The organism is Streptomyces sp. NC-S4 (assembly GCF_054353315.1).
In genome coordinates, this window is the sequence record NZ_CM135937.1 from 8,574,243 (window position 1) to 8,589,335 (window position 15,093).

Here is a 15,093-nt window from a genome sequence, read left to right on the forward strand (position 1 = left end):
CCTCTTCGGTCGTGGTGGGGGAGCGGTCGTCAGGAGGTGGGAAGGGCGAGGGCCCGGGTCCCGCGTTTGATCAGCTCGTTGGCGATGATCAGGCGCTGGATCTCGGAGGTGCCCTCCCAGATCCGGTCGACGCGCAGTTCGCGGTACATGCGCTCGACCGGGTACGTACGGTCGTAGCCGCGCCCGCCGAAGATCTGCACGCACCGGTCGACGACCCGCCCCGCCGCCTCGCTCGCCGCGAGCTTCGCCGTCGAGGCCTTCGCGTGCAGCGTCTTGCGGTCGGTCTCCGGCCGGTCGGCCTCCCAGGCCACCTGGTGGGTGTACGCGCGGTTGACGGCGATGTCGACGGCGCAGTCGGCGAGCATCCCCTGGATCAGCTGGAAGTCGGCGATCGGGGAGCCGAACTGACGGCGCTCCACCGCCCAGTCCCGGGCGAGTTCCAGGGCCCGCTCGGCAGCGCCGACGGTCCGGGCCGCGATCATCAGACGCTCGTCGGTGAACCACTCCTTGGTGAGCTCGTAGCCGTTGCCCACACCGCCCAGCACGTCCTCGTCCGGGACGAACACGTCGGTGAAGGTGAACTCGGGGTGCCCGTTCACCGCGGAGTGCATGAAACGGGGGACCCGGGTCATCTCGACCCCGGGCGCCTGCTTGTCCACGAAGAACAGGGTCGCCGCCCGCTCGGGCCCCGCATCCGCCTGCACCAGCAGGAAGTCGGCGATGTCCCCGCAGGTCACGAACCACTTCTCGCCGTTCAGCAGCCAACCGCCGTCGGTACGCGTCGCCGTACTCGTGCCCGACCCGGGATCGGAACCCGCACCGGGCTCGGTCACCGCGAACGCGTCGAACCGCTCGCCCCGGATGACCGGCAGCAGGTACTTCTCCCGCTGCGCCTCGGTCCCGTACGCGAGGACGTTCGCGGGCCGCCAGGGAATGTCCCACAGGCAGTTGGTCACCTTGCCGAACTCCTCCTCGACGATGACCTGGTCCAGCAGGGACAGCCCGGCGCCGCCCCATTCGGCGGGCATGTTGATCGCGTAGACACCGGCGTCGACGGCGGCGCGGGTCAGCTCACGGACCGTTTCGACGGGCAGTGGGCCGCCGGCCTCCTCGGACCGGTCCTCGTAGGTCATCAGGAGCCGCGCGTAGGCGGCGGCGCGGGCCTTGAGGTCGGCCTGCTCGGGCGTGTAGCGGAAGTCCATGGGTCGTCAGTCCTCCAGAGCACGGGGGGTGGGGGTGGGGGTGGATCGGTCAGTGCAGGACGGCCCGCGCGTCCAGGGCGAGCGCGCCGTCCGGGCGCACCAGCAGCGGGTTGACCTCCAGCTCGGCGATCTCCGGGTGCGCCGCGGCGACGCTGGTGATGCGCTCGATGACGGCCGCCGCTGCGGCCACGTCGACGGCCGGCCGGCCGCGTACGCCGTCCAGCAGCGCCGCACTGCGCAGACCGCGCAGCAGCGCCTCGGCCCGCCGGGCCGGTACGGGCGCGAGCGCGAAGGCGACGTCGCGGAGCGACTCGGTGAGGACACCGCCGAGCCCGACCAGGGCGATCGGCCCGAACCGCGGGTCCTGGTTCACGCCCACGATCAGCTCGATGCCGTCCGTGAGGTCGGCCATCGCCTCGACCGAGTAGGAGGGCGCACCGAGCCGGGCGTGCATGTCCCGGTACGCGGCGAGCAGCGCGTCCCGGTCGGCCAGGCGCAGCGCCACACCGCCGGCGTCGGACTTGTGCAGCACGTGCAGGGCCTTGAGCACGTACGGACCGTCGAACTCGGCGGCCGCGGCGAGCAGTCCGGCTTCGTCGGTGATCTCGCGCGCCGCCGGGAACGGCACGCCGGCGGCGTCGAGCAGCGCCCGTACCCCGTGGTAGCCGGGGTCCGCGAGCGGTGCGGCGGCGGGCGGCAGCGGGGGCACGCCGGGGGCGTCGGCGTCCGCCGCCCCCCGTCCGGTCATCGCCGCCAGCGCGCGGGCGGCGTCCTCGGTGGCGGCGAACACCGGCACCCCGGCCCCGGCCAGCACCCGGCAGCTCGGCGACCGCGGGTACATCGACTGCACGACCAGCGGCTTCGGCGCGGCGGCGAGGTGCGCGACGATCTCCTTGGCGGCCCGGGCCTCGCCCTCCGCCAGTACGGAGCCCCCCGCCGGGCCGCCGCCCAGACCGCCCTCGGAGGCGGCGTACCCGCCGAAGTAGCCGGTCATCAGGACGGCGTCGACCTCGTCGGCGGTGAGCAGCGACCCGACCGTGTCCGCGTAGGACAGGGGCCGCTGTTCACCCATCCCCGCCAGGTCGACGGGGTTGCCGACCGAGGACTGCTCCCACAGCACGCTCCGCAGCACGTCCTGCGTCGGCCCGCCGAGCTCGGGTACCTCCAGCCCGGCGTCCTCGGCCGCGTCGGCGGCGACCGCGCCGTGGCCGCCGCCGTCGGTGAAGACCGCGGTACGCCGGCCGCGCGTGCGCACCCCGGCGGCCGACGCGGCCAGTACGACCGTCATCTCCCGCGGCGTGCGGACGAGTTCGACCCCCGCGTCGCGGCAGGCGGCGGCCACCACGTCGGCCGAGGTGGTCAGGGCCCCGGTGTGCGACTGCGCGCTGCGCGCGGAGGCGGAGCCCCGGCCGGCCGTGAGCAGTACCACCGGCTTGCCCGCCGCGGCGGCGGCCGCCGCGAAGGCCCGGCCGTCGCCGAAGTCCTCCGCGTACACGGCGATCGCCGAGGTGGCCTCGTGGCGGGCGCAGTCCTCGACGAGGTCGACGAGGGTGACGTCGGCCTGGTTGCCGAGGGAGACGAAGCGGGAGAAGCCCAGGCCGTGCGCCTCGCCCCGGAGCTGGAGTTCGAGGGCGAGATTGCCGCTCTGGCTGAGCAGGGCGACGCCGCCGGGGGCGAAGCGGTCCGAGGCGAGGTACAGCTCGGTCGTGTTGTCGGCGATGCCCAGACAATTGGGGCCGACGAGGACGGCTCCGGCGGCCCGTACCCGGGCGGCGACCGACCGCTGCCGGGCCAGGCCGGCGGGACCGGCCTCGGCGAAGCCCGCGGTGATGGCGACGATCGCCCGCGCCCCGCAGGCCAGCGCCTCGTCGACGGCGGCCTCGAAACCGGCGCCGGGTACGGAGATCACCACCAGGTCGACCGGTTCGCCGACGGCGGTCAGGGAGGCGACCGCGGTGCGGCCGAGTACGGTGCCGCCGCGCCGGTTGACCAGGTGCACGGGCCGTCGGCCGGGGGCGCGCAGGGCCTGGGAGGCCACGGCGTGGCCGTACTTCGCGGGGTCGTCGCTGGCGCCGACGACGGCGACCGAGCGGGGGTCGAAGAGGGCGGTCAGATCGCGTCCCATGTCATCCCTCCACGCGGAGGGCGGAGTTGGGGCAGCTTTCGACGCAGGCGCGGGCGGCGTCCTCGGTACCGGCCGGGACCAGTACGGCGATGACGTTCGCGTAGCCCCATTCGTCGAGTTCGACCAGGTCGGGTGCGGGTTCCTGGCACAGTCCGTAGCCCTGGCAGCGGGTGGAGTCCAGCAGGAGTTTCACGGCGTTCCTTTCAGCGCGGGCGCAGGGGTCCTGGGGGTGGTGGTGAACCGGGAGGCGACCTCCGGTACGGCCACGGTGAGACGGTGGCCGCCGTCCTCGGGCGTCGCGTCGGCGCACACCGGGCACGGCACGGCGAGGTGGGAGCGGACGAGCCCGGGGAAGGCGCGGAGCAGGCTGCCCGCGATCCCCGCCGCGGCGTCGAGGAGTCCGCAGGCGCCGCGCCCGGTCAGGCCCCGCGACCAGCGGAGCAGGCTGTCCGCGGTGTCCGGGCCGGCGGTCCCGGCGGCGAGGCCGTACAGGGCCTTGCCGACGGCGGCGGTGCCGGACACGCAGACCCCGCACTGGCGGGCGCTCTCGGCCGCGAGGTGGGCGGCCGCGTCGGCGGCGGTGGTCACGGGGCAACCGCCGGGGGAGAGGAACCGGATGGCTCCGCACCCCAGGGCGGTGCCGGCGGCGGTGAGCGCGCCGGGTTCGAGGGGGAGGTCCAGGGCGCGGGCGTCGACGAGTCCGCCGAACAGCCCGCCCATCAGGGCTCCGGTCGCGTCGGGCGTCCCGTACCGCGCGGCCAGCGTGCGCAGCGGGACTCCGTGGGGGACCTCGGTGAGCACCGGTTCGGCGGGGCCGCCGCCGGACAGGGTCACCAGGGTGCCGCGGGCGATGGCGCGCCGCAGGTCGGGCCGGGTGGCGGTGAGGGCGATCCGGGCGAGCGTCTCGACGTTGGACACCAGGGTCGGCGCACCGCCCACGCCGCGCTCGAAGGGGCGGGGCGGCTTGGCGGTGGGCAGCGCCGGGCCGCCGTCGATCCGGCGGACCACCGCCGTCTCCTCGCCGGCGACGTAGGTGTGGCCGGTCTCGACGACTTCGACGGGCAGCGGCGGCGGGTGTTCGGCGAGGGCCCGGCGTACGCTCTCGGCCGCCGCCGGGTCCGAGAGGTACACGAAGCCCCGTACGGCGCCGGTGACCGCGGCGGCGCGGGCGAGGCCGTCGAGCACCAGGTGCGGCCGGGCCCGCAGCAGCCAGCGGTCCTTGGCCGAGCCCGGTTCCCCCTCCTCGCCGTTCGCCACCACGACGGGGCAGCCGCCGCGGTCGCGGACGGAGCGCAGTTTGACTGCGGCCGGGAATCCGGCGCCGCCGCGACCGAGCAGCCCGGAGGCGGCGAGGTGGGCGAGCAGTTCCGCCGGGCCGGTGGCCGTGCCGTAGCCGCCGGTGGCGCGGTAGGCGTCGGCGCTCTCGGCGGCCTGCGGCGCCGCTCCGAGGACGGTGCCCGGCGGCTGCGCCGTCGGGAGTCGGATCGTGGTCATCGGCCGGTTCCTGTCGTGGTGGGGGTGCGCAGGGTCCGTACGGCGCGCTCCAGCGCGGTGCGGTCCTGGGCGGTGCGGCCGTATCCCGGTCCCGGGAGGCCGATGAGCATGCGGTGGTGGTCGAGGACGACCTCGCCGGCGAGCAGGGCGGCGGCCCGGTCGCCCGCCCGGGATCCGGCGGCCACGCCGGTCACCAGGTCGGTGACCTCGGCGAGGTAGCGGAGCCAGCTGTGCCGGCTGCCGCGCAGGATCAGGCGCTCCACGCGGCGCCGCTCCCGGGCCGTCAGATCATCGGGCGGTGGCCCTGCGGACGCACCGTGTGACGAGGCGCGCAGGGCGGCGACCGCCGTGGGGAGTTCTCGCTCCGGTTCGGGGGTGAGTCCGAGCCAGTCCAGACGCCGACGACCGCTCATGCGTGCCTCCGGGGAGATCGGAAGATCGGGGAATCGGGAGATCGGGTGGGATCCGGGTGCGGGCCCGGTACGGGCCGGGCGGGCCGCACGGCGGCCGGGTCCGCCCCTATGAGCAGGGGCGAACGGGGAACGGGGCCGGTGCGGCGACAGGAAGACGCGTTTGCTGACCGATCGGTCAGGCAAGAATTACGCTAGCTGACCGATCGGTCAGTGAACAAGTCTTGACCCGGTGGAAATGAGCCAGCAATGTGGCTGTCCAATCGGTCAGCCGGTTCCGGCCTCCCGCCCCGGCCGCCTGCCCGCCGCCCGGGGCCGCCCTGCCCTGCTCCCACCGCACCAGCCTTGCCTCGCCATCGAACGCCGACACCGATCGCCGCACCCGGCACGGAGGAGTCACCGATGCACTCAAGAGCTCCCGAATCACCGACCGGCCGTACCGGCCGGTCCGAACGCACCACCGGTCCGGCCCGCACCGGCCCGACCGGCCCACCGGGCCACGCCGCGGCCCCTGCACCGGCCGGCCGCGAGGCCCCCGCCATCGACGCCCCCGGCCCGGCCCTCCCCGCCCGGTACTACACCGACCCCGAGACCGCCGCCGCGGAGACCCGGCACGTCTTCGGGCGGTCGTGGCAGCTCGTCTGCCACGAGTCCGACCTGCCGAACCCGGGAGCGCGGCTCGCCGCCACGGTCGCCGACCGCGAGGTCCTCGTGGCCCGCACCGAGGACGGCGGTCTCGCCGCCCACCTCAACGTCTGCCGCCACCGGGGAACCCGCCTGGTCACCACCCCCGAGCCGGACGGAAAGGCGATCCGCTGCCCGTACCACGGCTGGACGTACCGCCTCGACGGCAGCCTGGTCGGCGCCCCGGAGGCCCGCCAGATCCCCTGCCTCGACAAGCCGAAGCTCGGCCTCTTCCCGGCCCGCGCCGAGTCCTTCCTCGGCTTCGTCTTCGTCAACCTAGACCCCGACGCCGTCCCGCTGGCCGAGAGCTGCGCGGGCCTCGCGGAGGCGGTCGGCCACTACGCCGGAGCCGACCTGGTACCGATCGGCCGCGCCCGCATCCACGACCTGGCCGCCGCCGAGGTGCAGCAGGCCAACTGGAAGGTGGCCGTCGACAACTACCTGGAGGGCTACCACGTCCCGGTCGCCCACCCCGGCCTGATGCGGCTGCTCGACTACCAGGGCTACACCTGCGAGATCGAGGAGTCCTACGCGCTCTTCGCCTCACCCCTGCGCGACAAGCCGTCCTCGAACTGGGCCGAGCGCCTCTACCAGCGCATCGCCGCCCCGATGCCGGGGCTCGGCGAGGCCGACCGCCGGATCTGGCGGTACGCGGTCATCTACCCGAACACCCTCATCGACTTCTACCCCGACCACGTGCTGGCCTGGACCGCGATCCCCACGGCGGTGGACCGCGTGGCCGTACCCGGCGCGTTCTACACCCGCCGCGGCACCGGCCTGCGCACCCGCCTCGCGCGGCGCCTGAACATCCACATCGGCTGGATCACGAACGACGAGGACGCCGAGCTGGTCGCCCGCGTGCAGAAGGGGCTCTCCACCCCCGGGTTCGAGCCGGGACCGCTGTCCCGCCGGGAGTCGGCGGTCGGCTGGTTCGCCGGCCGCATCCGGGCCGATCTCGACACCCCCGGCGACTGAGGCCCGCCCCACCCGCCCGGCCCCGCCCACCACGCCACGACCGCACCACCGCACGACCACAGCGCGGCGCCCCCGCCCCCGCACCGTCCCCGCCCCCGCGCCGCGCCCGCCGCACGACCGAGCCCCCACGTACCGCTCGTTCCCCGCCGTCCCCCTGCGGCCCCTACGGAGAGGACCCCATGTCCCCCGAGGCACTCCCCCCGACCAGACGCGCTTTCCTCCGCGCCGGCACCGCCGCCGCCCTCGCCCTCACCGCCTCCGGATGCGGCTTCGCCACCGCGGACGACCCGGCCGGGCGGGCGACCGCGGAAGCACCCATCGACGTCAAGGTCGACGGCGACCTCGTCTACTTCAACTGGGCGGACTTCGTCGACCCCGCCGTCTTCGAAGGCTTCCAGAAGGAATACGGCGTCAAGGTCGTCCAGTCGAACTACGACTCCATGGAGGGCATGGCCGCCAAGCTCAATGCCGGCAACCGCTACGACATCATCTTCCCCACCGCGAAATGGGCCGAGCGCCTCGTCGCCGGCGGCCGGCTCCGTACGATCGACCACTCCCGCCTGCGGGGCGCCGAAGCCGTGTTCGGCGGCTACGGCTACTTCGCCGACCCCTGGTACGACCGCCGCTCCGCGCACACCGTCCCGTTCACCATGTACAAGACGGGCATCGGCTGGCGCCGGGACCGGCTCGGCGACCTGACCGGCTCCTGGCACGACCTGTGGAACGAGAAGGCCAAGGGCAAGGTCTTCGTCCTCGACGACCGCGACGAGGTGCTCGGCCTGGGCGCGCTCAAGCTCGGCCTCGGCCTCACCACCGGCGACCCCGGCGACCTCGCCCGCGTCACCGACACCCTGCGCTCGCTCCGCCCCCGCCTGCGCGGCTTCTCCAGCGACAGCTACAACAACCTCCTCAACGGCAACGCCGACATGACCCAGGCGTGGAGCGGAGACATGGCCGCCATGCTCGCCCAGGCCGAGGATCCGGCCGTCTTCGGCTTCGAGGTCGCCCGCGAGGGCGCCCCCGTCAACTCCGACTGTTACGCCATACCCGCCAACGCGCAGCACCCCGGCACCGCGATGCTCTTCATCGACTACATGCTCCGCCCGGAGAACGTGAAGAAGAACATCGAGTACATCGGCTACCCGATGCCGGTCCGCGGCACCGAGGACACCTACGCCGCGCTCGTCGAGCCGTTCCCCCAGTGCCTGGTGACCGCCGACGACCTGGCGGCCGACCTCTTCTTCCGCAACGGCGACGCCGGGACCGAACGGGCCCGTGACGCCGCCTGGACCGACGTGAAGGCCGGCTGACATGGCGACACGAAGCAACCGCACCGGGACCGCGCTCCGGCCGCCCCGGGAGCCGGCCGAGCCGCGAACGCCGTCCCGGAACCGGAACCGGAACCGGACCAGGCCCGCGCCCGCCCCGGGCACTCCCGCCCGGATACGGCAGCCGCGCCTGTGGACCTGGCTCCTGCTGCCCGGCACCCTCTGGATGGCCGGCTTCCTCGTCGCCTCCCTCCTCCTCGTGGCCACCCTGGCGCTCGGTACCACCGACCCCCTCGGCAACCCGCGCTTCGGGCTCGACTTCGCCAACATCGCCGCACTGGCCGACCCCGCCTACCGCACCGTCCTGCTGCGCTCCCTCGGCTACGCGCTGATCACCTGCCTGATCTGCCTGGCCGTGGCCTACCCGGTGGCCTACGCCATCGCCCTGTGCGGCGGCCGGTTCAAGAACCTGCTGATCGCCGCGATCGTCGTCCCGTTCTTCGCCAACTACCTGGTCCGGATGTACGGCTGGTCCGTCGTCCTCTCCGACGACGGCCCGCTGCTGAAGGCCCTGCGCGCGACCGGTCTCGCCGACGACGACACCAAGATCCTCCAGACCGGTGCGGGCGTGATCGCCGGACTCGTCTACGGCTTCGTCGTCTTCATGATCATCCCGCTGTACGCGGCGATGGAACGCATGGACACCTCGCTCATCGAGGCCGGCCGCGACCTGTACGGAGGCCCCCTGCGCACCTTCTTCTTCGTCACCGTCCCCGCCACCCGGCAGGGAGCGGCCGCCGGTTGCGTCCTCGTCTTCCTGCCCGCCATGGGCGACTTCGTCAGTGCCCAGCTCATGGGAGGCCCCGACCAGATCATGATCGGCAACCTGATCCAGGACAAGTTCTTCCAGGGCCAGAACTGGCCGCTCGGCTCGGCCCTCACCATGCTGCTGATGGCGGTCCTGTTCCTCGGGATGCTCGGCTACCTGCGACGTACCCGCAAGGACGAGGCGGAGGCCGCCCGATGAGCACCAGTACCGGCACCAGCACGGACACCAGTACCGGCACGGGCGCGGGCACCGGCCGTGGCACCCCGCGGCGCCGCCGGCGCGGAGCCGAGCGCCGGCCCCGCTTCGCCATCGCCGTCACCGCCCTCTTCTTCGCGCTCCTCTACCTCCCCGTCGGCGTCGTCGTCCTGTTCTCCTTCAACGCCCAGAAGTCCCTCACCGTCCTCGACGGCGTCAGCCTCCGCTGGTACACGTCCCTCCTCCACGACGAGGTACTCCTCGACTCGCTCGGCATGAGCCTGCGGGTCTCCCTGGTCGCCATGGCCGGCTCGCTCGTCCTCGGGGTGGCCCTGGCCCTGGGGCTCGTACGCAGCCGCGGCCGCCTCGGCTCCTTCGCCGGCCTGATCATGCTCGTCCCGCTGATCACCCCGGAGATCGTCACGGGCGTCGCGGCGATGCTCCTCTTCAAGGGCCTCGGCATCACCCTCTCCACCACCACCGTGATGCTCGCGGAGATCACCTTCTCCGTCTCCTACGTGACGGTGATCCTCCGCTCCCGCATCGCCGCCCTCAACCCGGAGGTCGAAGAAGCCGCCATGGACCTCGGCGCCACCCGCGGGCAGGCACTGCGCCTGGTGACCCTGCCCGCGCTGCTGCCCAGCATCCTCGCCGCCGCAGTGCTGATCTTCGCCCTCGTCTTCGACGACTTCGTCCTCGCCTACTTCACCACCGGAGTGGACCCGCAACCGCTGTCCGTGCGCATCTACTCGGCGATCCGGTTCGGCGTGCAGCCCACCATCAACGCCGTCGGCACCCTGATGCTGGCCGGCTCCATCGGACTCATCGTCCTCGCCCTCGCCATCCCGCGCCTGTTCGGGCGCAAAGGCGGCCTCGACCTGCTCTCCGGGAAGTGACACCCATGCCCGCGACACCCGAGCACCCGACCCCCACGGCCGTCCCGGCCCCCACCCCGGCCGCGACGCCCCTGCTGACCCCGACGCCCGTCCACCCGACCCCCGCCGTCCGGCTCGACCACGTCAGCAAGCGGTACCCCGCCGCGGGCGGCGCCCATGCCGTGCGCGACGTCGAACTCGACATCGCCCCCGGCGAGTTCTTCTCCCTGCTCGGACCCTCCGGCTGCGGCAAGACCACCCTCCTGCGGATGATCGGCGGCTTCTCCGACCCCACCGAGGGCAGTGTCCTCCTCGACGGCCGGGACGTCACCGGCCTGCCGCCCGACAAGCGCAACGTCAACACCGTCTTCCAGAGCTACGCCCTCTTCGACCACCTCTCCCTCGCCGACAACGTGGCCTTCGGCCTCAAGCGCAAGGGAGTCGGCCGCGCCGAGATCCGCGAACGCGTCTCGGGCATGCTCGAACTCGTCCAGCTCGGGCACCTGGCGAACCGCAGGCCGGCCACCCTCTCCGGCGGCCAGAAGCAACGCGTCGCCCTCGCCCGCGCCCTCGTCAACCGGCCCCAGGTCCTGCTCCTCGACGAGCCGCTGGCCGCCCTCGACCTCAAACTGCGCCGCCACATGCAGGTCGAGCTCAAGCAGATCCAGCGCGAGGTCGGCATCACCTTCGTCTTCGTCACCCACGACCAGGACGAGGCCCTGACCATGTCGGACCGCCTCGCCGTCATGAACGAGGGCCGCGTCGAGCAGTGCGGAACGCCCGAGGACGTCTACGAGCGCCCCACGAGCAGCTTCACCGCCTCCTTCATGGGCACCTCCAACCTCGTCCCCGGCACCTACCGATCCGGCCGGGTCGTCCTCGACGACGGCCCCGAACTCCCCGTCGGACAGCGGCCGTCCGTCTCCGAGGGCAGCAGGGTCAACCTGTCGATCCGCCCCGAGAAGATCTGGCTGTCCGACCTGGAGCCCGACATGGCCCGCGCCACCGGGGTCGTCCGCGAGACCGTCTACTGCGGCCCCACCACCACGTACCTGATCGAACTGGCCCCCGGTGTCACGGTGTCCGTACTGGAGCAGAACACCGTCCGGTCCCGCAGGGAGGACCGCTGGAGCGGTGGCGAGCGCGTCGAGATCGGCTGGAAGCCCGAACACTGCCTCGTCCTGGACTGAAACGGCCCCGACCGAAGGAACACCCCCATGAACCACGACGTCATCGTGCTCGGCGCCGGCCTCTCCGGCCTCGCCGCGGCGCGCGACCTCGCCGCCGGCGGAGCCGACGTCCTCGTCGTCGAGGCCCGCGACCGGGTCGGCGGACGCGTCGAACAGACCGAACTCCCCGACGGCCGCCTGGTCCAGCTCGGCGGAGAGGTCGTCGGCCGCGCCCACACCGCCTACCTGGACCTCGCCGCGGAACTCGGCCTCACCCCGGTCCCCAGCTACGTCGCCGAGCCCGGCGCCCTCACCCGCGCCACGCCCGAAGCGGTCTCCGCGGGCGATCCGCCCCACTGGTTCGGCCCCGGCGACGACGCCTGCCACCAGAAGGTCACCGCCGCCTTCCGCACACTCGCCCGGACCGTCGACCCGGCCGCCCCCTGGTCCCACCCCGACGCGACGGCCCTCGACCGGTCCTCCGTCGGCGACTGGCTGCGCGCCCAGGGAGCCACCCCGGCCGTCGTCCGCCTCTGGGAGATCGGCCAACTCGCGCTCGCAGACGGCTCGTACGAGCGCACGTCCCTGCTCGCCGCCCTGCGCAAGCACGCCGCCGTCCCCGGCCCCGGCGCCTACGACTACGAGGCATGGGAAGGCCTGCGCGTCGCCGAGGGATCCGCCACGGTGGCCCTGCGCATGGCGGACGCCCTCGGCGGACGCATCCGCACCGGCGCACCCGTCGAGGCCGTCACGGTCGCCCGGCCCGGCCACTGCTCCGTACGGCTGGCCGGCGGCGAGACCCTCACCTCCGGCGCCGTCGTCAGCGCCCTGCCCGTCGGCCCGCTCCGCCGGATCGCGGTCACCGGCGTCGGCGACGAGCGACTCGCCTCCTTGCACCGCCAGCGCAACGCCCTCGCCGCCAAGTTCGTGGCCGCGTACGACCGGCCCTTCTGGCGCGCACTCGGCCGCAGCGGCCTCTCCGAATGCGAAGGGGTCCTCGGCAGCACCTGGCCGCAGAGCGACGGCATCCTCTCCGCCCTCGTACCGCCCGAGAGGCTCGGCGTCCTGCTCGCCGCACCCGCCCCGCTGCGCACCCGCGAACTCCTCGCCGAGATCGCCCGCCTCTACGGGGACGACGCCCACCGGCCGCTCGCCACCTACATCCGGATGTGGGGCACCGACCCGTGGACCCAGGGGTACGTCACCCAGTGGACCCCCGGCGACGTCATGGCCATCGGCCCCCGCCACGGCACCCACGAACCCCCCTTCTACGTCTGCGGATCCGACCAGTGGGTGGCCGGTTACATGGAAGGCGCCGTACGCACCGGACGCGACGCCGCCAAGGAGGCGCTGCGCCGTGGCTGACCCCGTGCTCAACCACGTGGCGGGCGTGGACCGGCCCGCCGCCTCGGGCGAGACGATGGAGCTCGTCGACCCCGCCACCGGCCGGGTGCACGGCCACGCCCCGCGCTCCGGCCGGGCCGACACGGACGCCGCCTGCGCGGCCGCCGCAGGCGCGTACGCGCACTGGTCCACGACGACACCGGCCGTACGCCAGCGCGCCCTGCTCGGCATCGCCGACGCGATCGAGGAGCACGCGGAGGCCTTCGTGGCCGCCGAGTCCGGCGACACCGGCAAGCCGCCGCGGCAGTTCAGGGCCGAGGAACTGCCCGCGATCGTCGACACCCTGCGCTTCTTCGCCGGAGCCGCGCGCAACCTGCCGGGCCTCGCGGCCGCCGAGTACACCGAAGGCCGCACCTCCGTACTGCGGCGCGAACCGGTCGGGGTCTGCGCCCAGATCACCCCGTGGAACTACCCGCTGATGATGGCGGTGTGGAAGATCGCCCCGGCGCTCGCCGCGGGCAACACGACCGTGCTCAAGCCCGCCGACACCACTCCCGCGTCATCCGCGCTGCTGGCCCGCGTCGCGGCCGAGCACCTGCCGCCCGGCGTGCTCAATGTGGTCTGCGGCGACCGCGACACCGGACGCGCGCTCACCGCCCACCCGGACGTGGCCCTCATCGCGGTCACCGGCAGCGTGCGCGCCGGCCGGCAGATCGCCGCCGCCGCGGCCGCCGACCTCAAACGCGTCCACCTGGAGCTCGGCGGCAACGCCCCGGTGCTCGTCCACGACGACGTGGACGTGGCGGCGACCGCCGCCGCCCTCGCCGCGGTCGCCTACTACAACGCGGGCCAGGACTGCACCGCGCCCACCCGGCTGCTGGTCCACCACCGGGTGCACGACGCGTTCCTCGCGGCCTTCGCGGCCGAGACGGCAGGGCTGCGCACGGGCGCCCCGGACGAGCCGGACGCGGACTTCGGCCCGCTGAACAACGCGGCCCAGCTGACCTCGGTACGGTCCCTGCTCGAGCGGCTGCCGCGGCACGCCCGGATCGTCACCGGCGGCGCCCGCCTCCCGCGGCCCGGCTTCTTCCACGAACCCACCGTCGTCGCCGGCGTGCGCCAGGACGACGAGATCGTGCAGGAGGAGATCTTCGGCCCCGTGGTGACCGTGCAGCCCTTCACGGACGAGGCGGAGGCCCTGTACCTGGCCAACGACGTCCGCCACGGCCTCGCCGCCAGTGTGTGGACGAGGGACCACGACCGCGCCATGCGCGCGACCCGGGCCCTGCACACCGGCATCGTCTGGGTGAACACCCACGGCACCACCGTCTCCGAGATGCCCCACGGCGGGGTCAAGCACTCGGGCTACGGCAGCGATCTCTCGATGGCGGGGCTCCTGGACTACACCCAGGTCAAGCACGTCATGCTGTGAGCTCGCCCGGGGTGCCCCCACGGGATCAGCCGTTCAGGGTGGCCATCAGCTCGGGTGCGTAGCGGTCGCCCGAGGCCACGCCGTAGGGCGCCACGGCGTCGATGGCGGCCAGCTCCGCGGGGGTGATCGTCACGGCGGTGGCGGCGATGTTCTCCTCCAGGTAGCGGCGGCGCTTGGTGCCGGGGATGGGGACGGCGCCCTGGTGGAGGGTCCAGGCCAGGGCCAGCTGGGAGGGGGTGACGCCCTTTTCGGCGGCGAGCCGGCGCACCTGGTCCACGACGGCGAGGTTGCGGTGGAAGTTCTCTCCCTGGAACCGCGGGTCGGTGCGGCGGAAGTCGTCGGCGGCGAAGTCGTCCGGGCCGGTGATGGCACCGGAGAGGAAGCCGCGTCCGAGCGGGGAGTAGGCGACGAGCCCGATGCCGAGTCGGCGCAGGGTGTCCAGTACGCCGTCGTGCTCGATGCCGCGCTCGAAGAGGCTGTACTCGGTCTGTACGGCGGCCAGCGGGTGCACCGCGTGGGCGCGGGCGATCGTGGCGGGGGAGACCTCGCAGAGCCCGATGTGGCGGACCTTGCCGGCCTCGACCAGCTCGGCCAGGGCTCCCACGCTCTCCTCGATCGGCACGTTCGGGTCGACGCGGTGCAGGTAGTAGAGGTCGATGTGGTCGGTGCCCAGGTGGCGCAGGGAGCGGTCGGCCGAGCGGCGGATGTACTCGGGGCTCGCGTTGTGGCCGAGCAGGGTGCCTTCGTCGCTGAACTCGATACCGGTCTTGGTGGCGACCACGGCCGACCCGCGGCGGCCGGACAGGGCCTTGCCGAGCAGCTGCTCGTTGCGGAAGGGGCCGTAGCCCTCGGCGGTGTCGAGGAGGGTGACGCCCAGCTCCAGGGCGCGGTCGATGGTGGCGAGGGACTCGGTCTCGTCGGTGGCGCCGTAGTGGGCGCTCATGCCCATCAGGCCGAGGCCCTCGGCGCCGACCTCCAGTCCCTGGCCGCCCAGTGCGCGGATCTCCATGGTGTGCTCCTCACGAAAAAGTAACTAACTGGATAGTTTGAGTCTGCGACGCCTCGGCCCGTCTTGTCAATAACTGGATAGT

13 protein-coding genes are annotated in these 15,093 nt (G+C 73.6%); 7 read left to right on the forward strand and 6 right to left on the reverse strand.

All coding sequences use genetic code 11. From position 1 onward, the window contains the following. Nucleotides 1-29 precede the first annotated feature (29 nt). The 5 genes from ACXNSR_RS38415 to ACXNSR_RS38435 are packed head-to-tail and all read right to left on the reverse strand — an operon-like array spanning nt 30 to nt 5,234. Nucleotides 30-1,202 carry an acyl-CoA dehydrogenase family protein gene (locus ACXNSR_RS38415; protein WP_458639968.1) on the reverse strand — a complete coding sequence of 391 codons (1,173 nt, stop codon included), beginning with the start codon at nt 1,200-1,202 and terminating at the stop codon, nt 30-32. A gap of 49 nt (nt 1,203-1,251) precedes the next feature. After that, entirely contained in the window at nt 1,252-3,327 is a 2,076-nt protein-coding gene (locus tag ACXNSR_RS38420; protein ID WP_458639969.1) for an acetate--CoA ligase family protein, read from the reverse strand. 1 nt (nt 3,328) lies between these two features. After that, a complete protein-coding gene (locus tag ACXNSR_RS38425) occupies nt 3,329-3,520 on the reverse strand; it encodes a ferredoxin (protein WP_301363693.1) in 192 nt (63 codons plus the stop codon). Beyond that, entirely contained in the window at nt 3,517-4,821 is a 1,305-nt protein-coding gene (locus ACXNSR_RS38430; RefSeq protein ID WP_458639970.1) for an NADH-ubiquinone oxidoreductase-F iron-sulfur binding region domain-containing protein, read from the reverse strand. Before ACXNSR_RS38430 ends, ACXNSR_RS38425 begins: the two co-directional genes overlap by 4 nt. After that, a complete protein-coding gene (locus ACXNSR_RS38435) occupies nt 4,818-5,234 on the reverse strand; it encodes a hypothetical protein (protein WP_458639971.1) in 417 nt (138 codons plus the stop codon). The genes ACXNSR_RS38430 and ACXNSR_RS38435 overlap by 4 nt, the downstream gene beginning before the upstream one ends. A gap of 399 nt (nt 5,235-5,633) precedes the next feature. Between ACXNSR_RS38435 and ACXNSR_RS38440 the strand changes: the two genes are divergently transcribed. The 7 genes from ACXNSR_RS38440 to ACXNSR_RS38470 all read left to right on the forward strand — a co-directional run bounded on the left by ACXNSR_RS38440 (nt 5,634) and on the right by ACXNSR_RS38470 (nt 14,002). Then, the gene (locus ACXNSR_RS38440) at nt 5,634-6,890 is read left to right on the forward strand and encodes an aromatic ring-hydroxylating oxygenase subunit alpha (RefSeq protein WP_458639972.1); all 1,257 of its coding nucleotides are present in this window, start codon (nt 5,634-5,636) and stop codon (nt 6,888-6,890) included. Nucleotides 6,891-7,069: 179 nt separating this feature from the next. Next, the gene (locus tag ACXNSR_RS38445; protein ID WP_458639973.1) at nt 7,070-8,200 is read left to right on the forward strand and encodes a polyamine ABC transporter substrate-binding protein; all 1,131 of its coding nucleotides are present in this window, start codon (nt 7,070-7,072) and stop codon (nt 8,198-8,200) included. Nucleotide 8,201: 1 nt separating this feature from the next. Further along, nucleotides 8,202-9,185 carry an ABC transporter permease gene (locus ACXNSR_RS38450; RefSeq protein WP_458639974.1) on the forward strand — a complete coding sequence of 328 codons (984 nt, stop codon included), beginning with the start codon at nt 8,202-8,204 and terminating at the stop codon, nt 9,183-9,185. After that, nucleotides 9,182-10,078: an ABC transporter permease gene (locus ACXNSR_RS38455; protein ID WP_458639975.1), complete on the forward strand. Its 897-nt coding sequence runs from the start codon at nt 9,182-9,184 to the stop codon at nt 10,076-10,078. Before ACXNSR_RS38450 ends, ACXNSR_RS38455 begins: the two co-directional genes overlap by 4 nt. Before the next feature lie 5 nt (nt 10,079-10,083). After that, nucleotides 10,084-11,247: an ABC transporter ATP-binding protein gene (locus tag ACXNSR_RS38460; protein ID WP_458639976.1), complete on the forward strand. Its 1,164-nt coding sequence runs from the start codon at nt 10,084-10,086 to the stop codon at nt 11,245-11,247. A gap of 27 nt (nt 11,248-11,274) precedes the next feature. Then, nucleotides 11,275-12,591, forward strand: coding sequence for a flavin monoamine oxidase family protein (locus ACXNSR_RS38465; protein WP_458639977.1), 1,317 nt, complete (start codon nt 11,275-11,277; stop codon nt 12,589-12,591). Next, nucleotides 12,584-14,002 (forward strand): aminobutyraldehyde dehydrogenase, encoded by a 1,419-nt coding sequence (locus tag ACXNSR_RS38470; protein WP_458639978.1) that lies wholly within the window; start codon nt 12,584-12,586, stop codon nt 14,000-14,002. Before ACXNSR_RS38465 ends, ACXNSR_RS38470 begins: the two co-directional genes overlap by 8 nt. A gap of 25 nt (nt 14,003-14,027) precedes the next feature. Here ACXNSR_RS38470 and ACXNSR_RS38475 read toward each other — a convergent pair whose 3' ends face one another. Continuing rightward, a complete protein-coding gene (locus ACXNSR_RS38475) occupies nt 14,028-15,011 on the reverse strand; it encodes an aldo/keto reductase (protein WP_458639979.1) in 984 nt (327 codons plus the stop codon). Between the last annotated feature and the right edge of the window lie 82 nt (nt 15,012-15,093).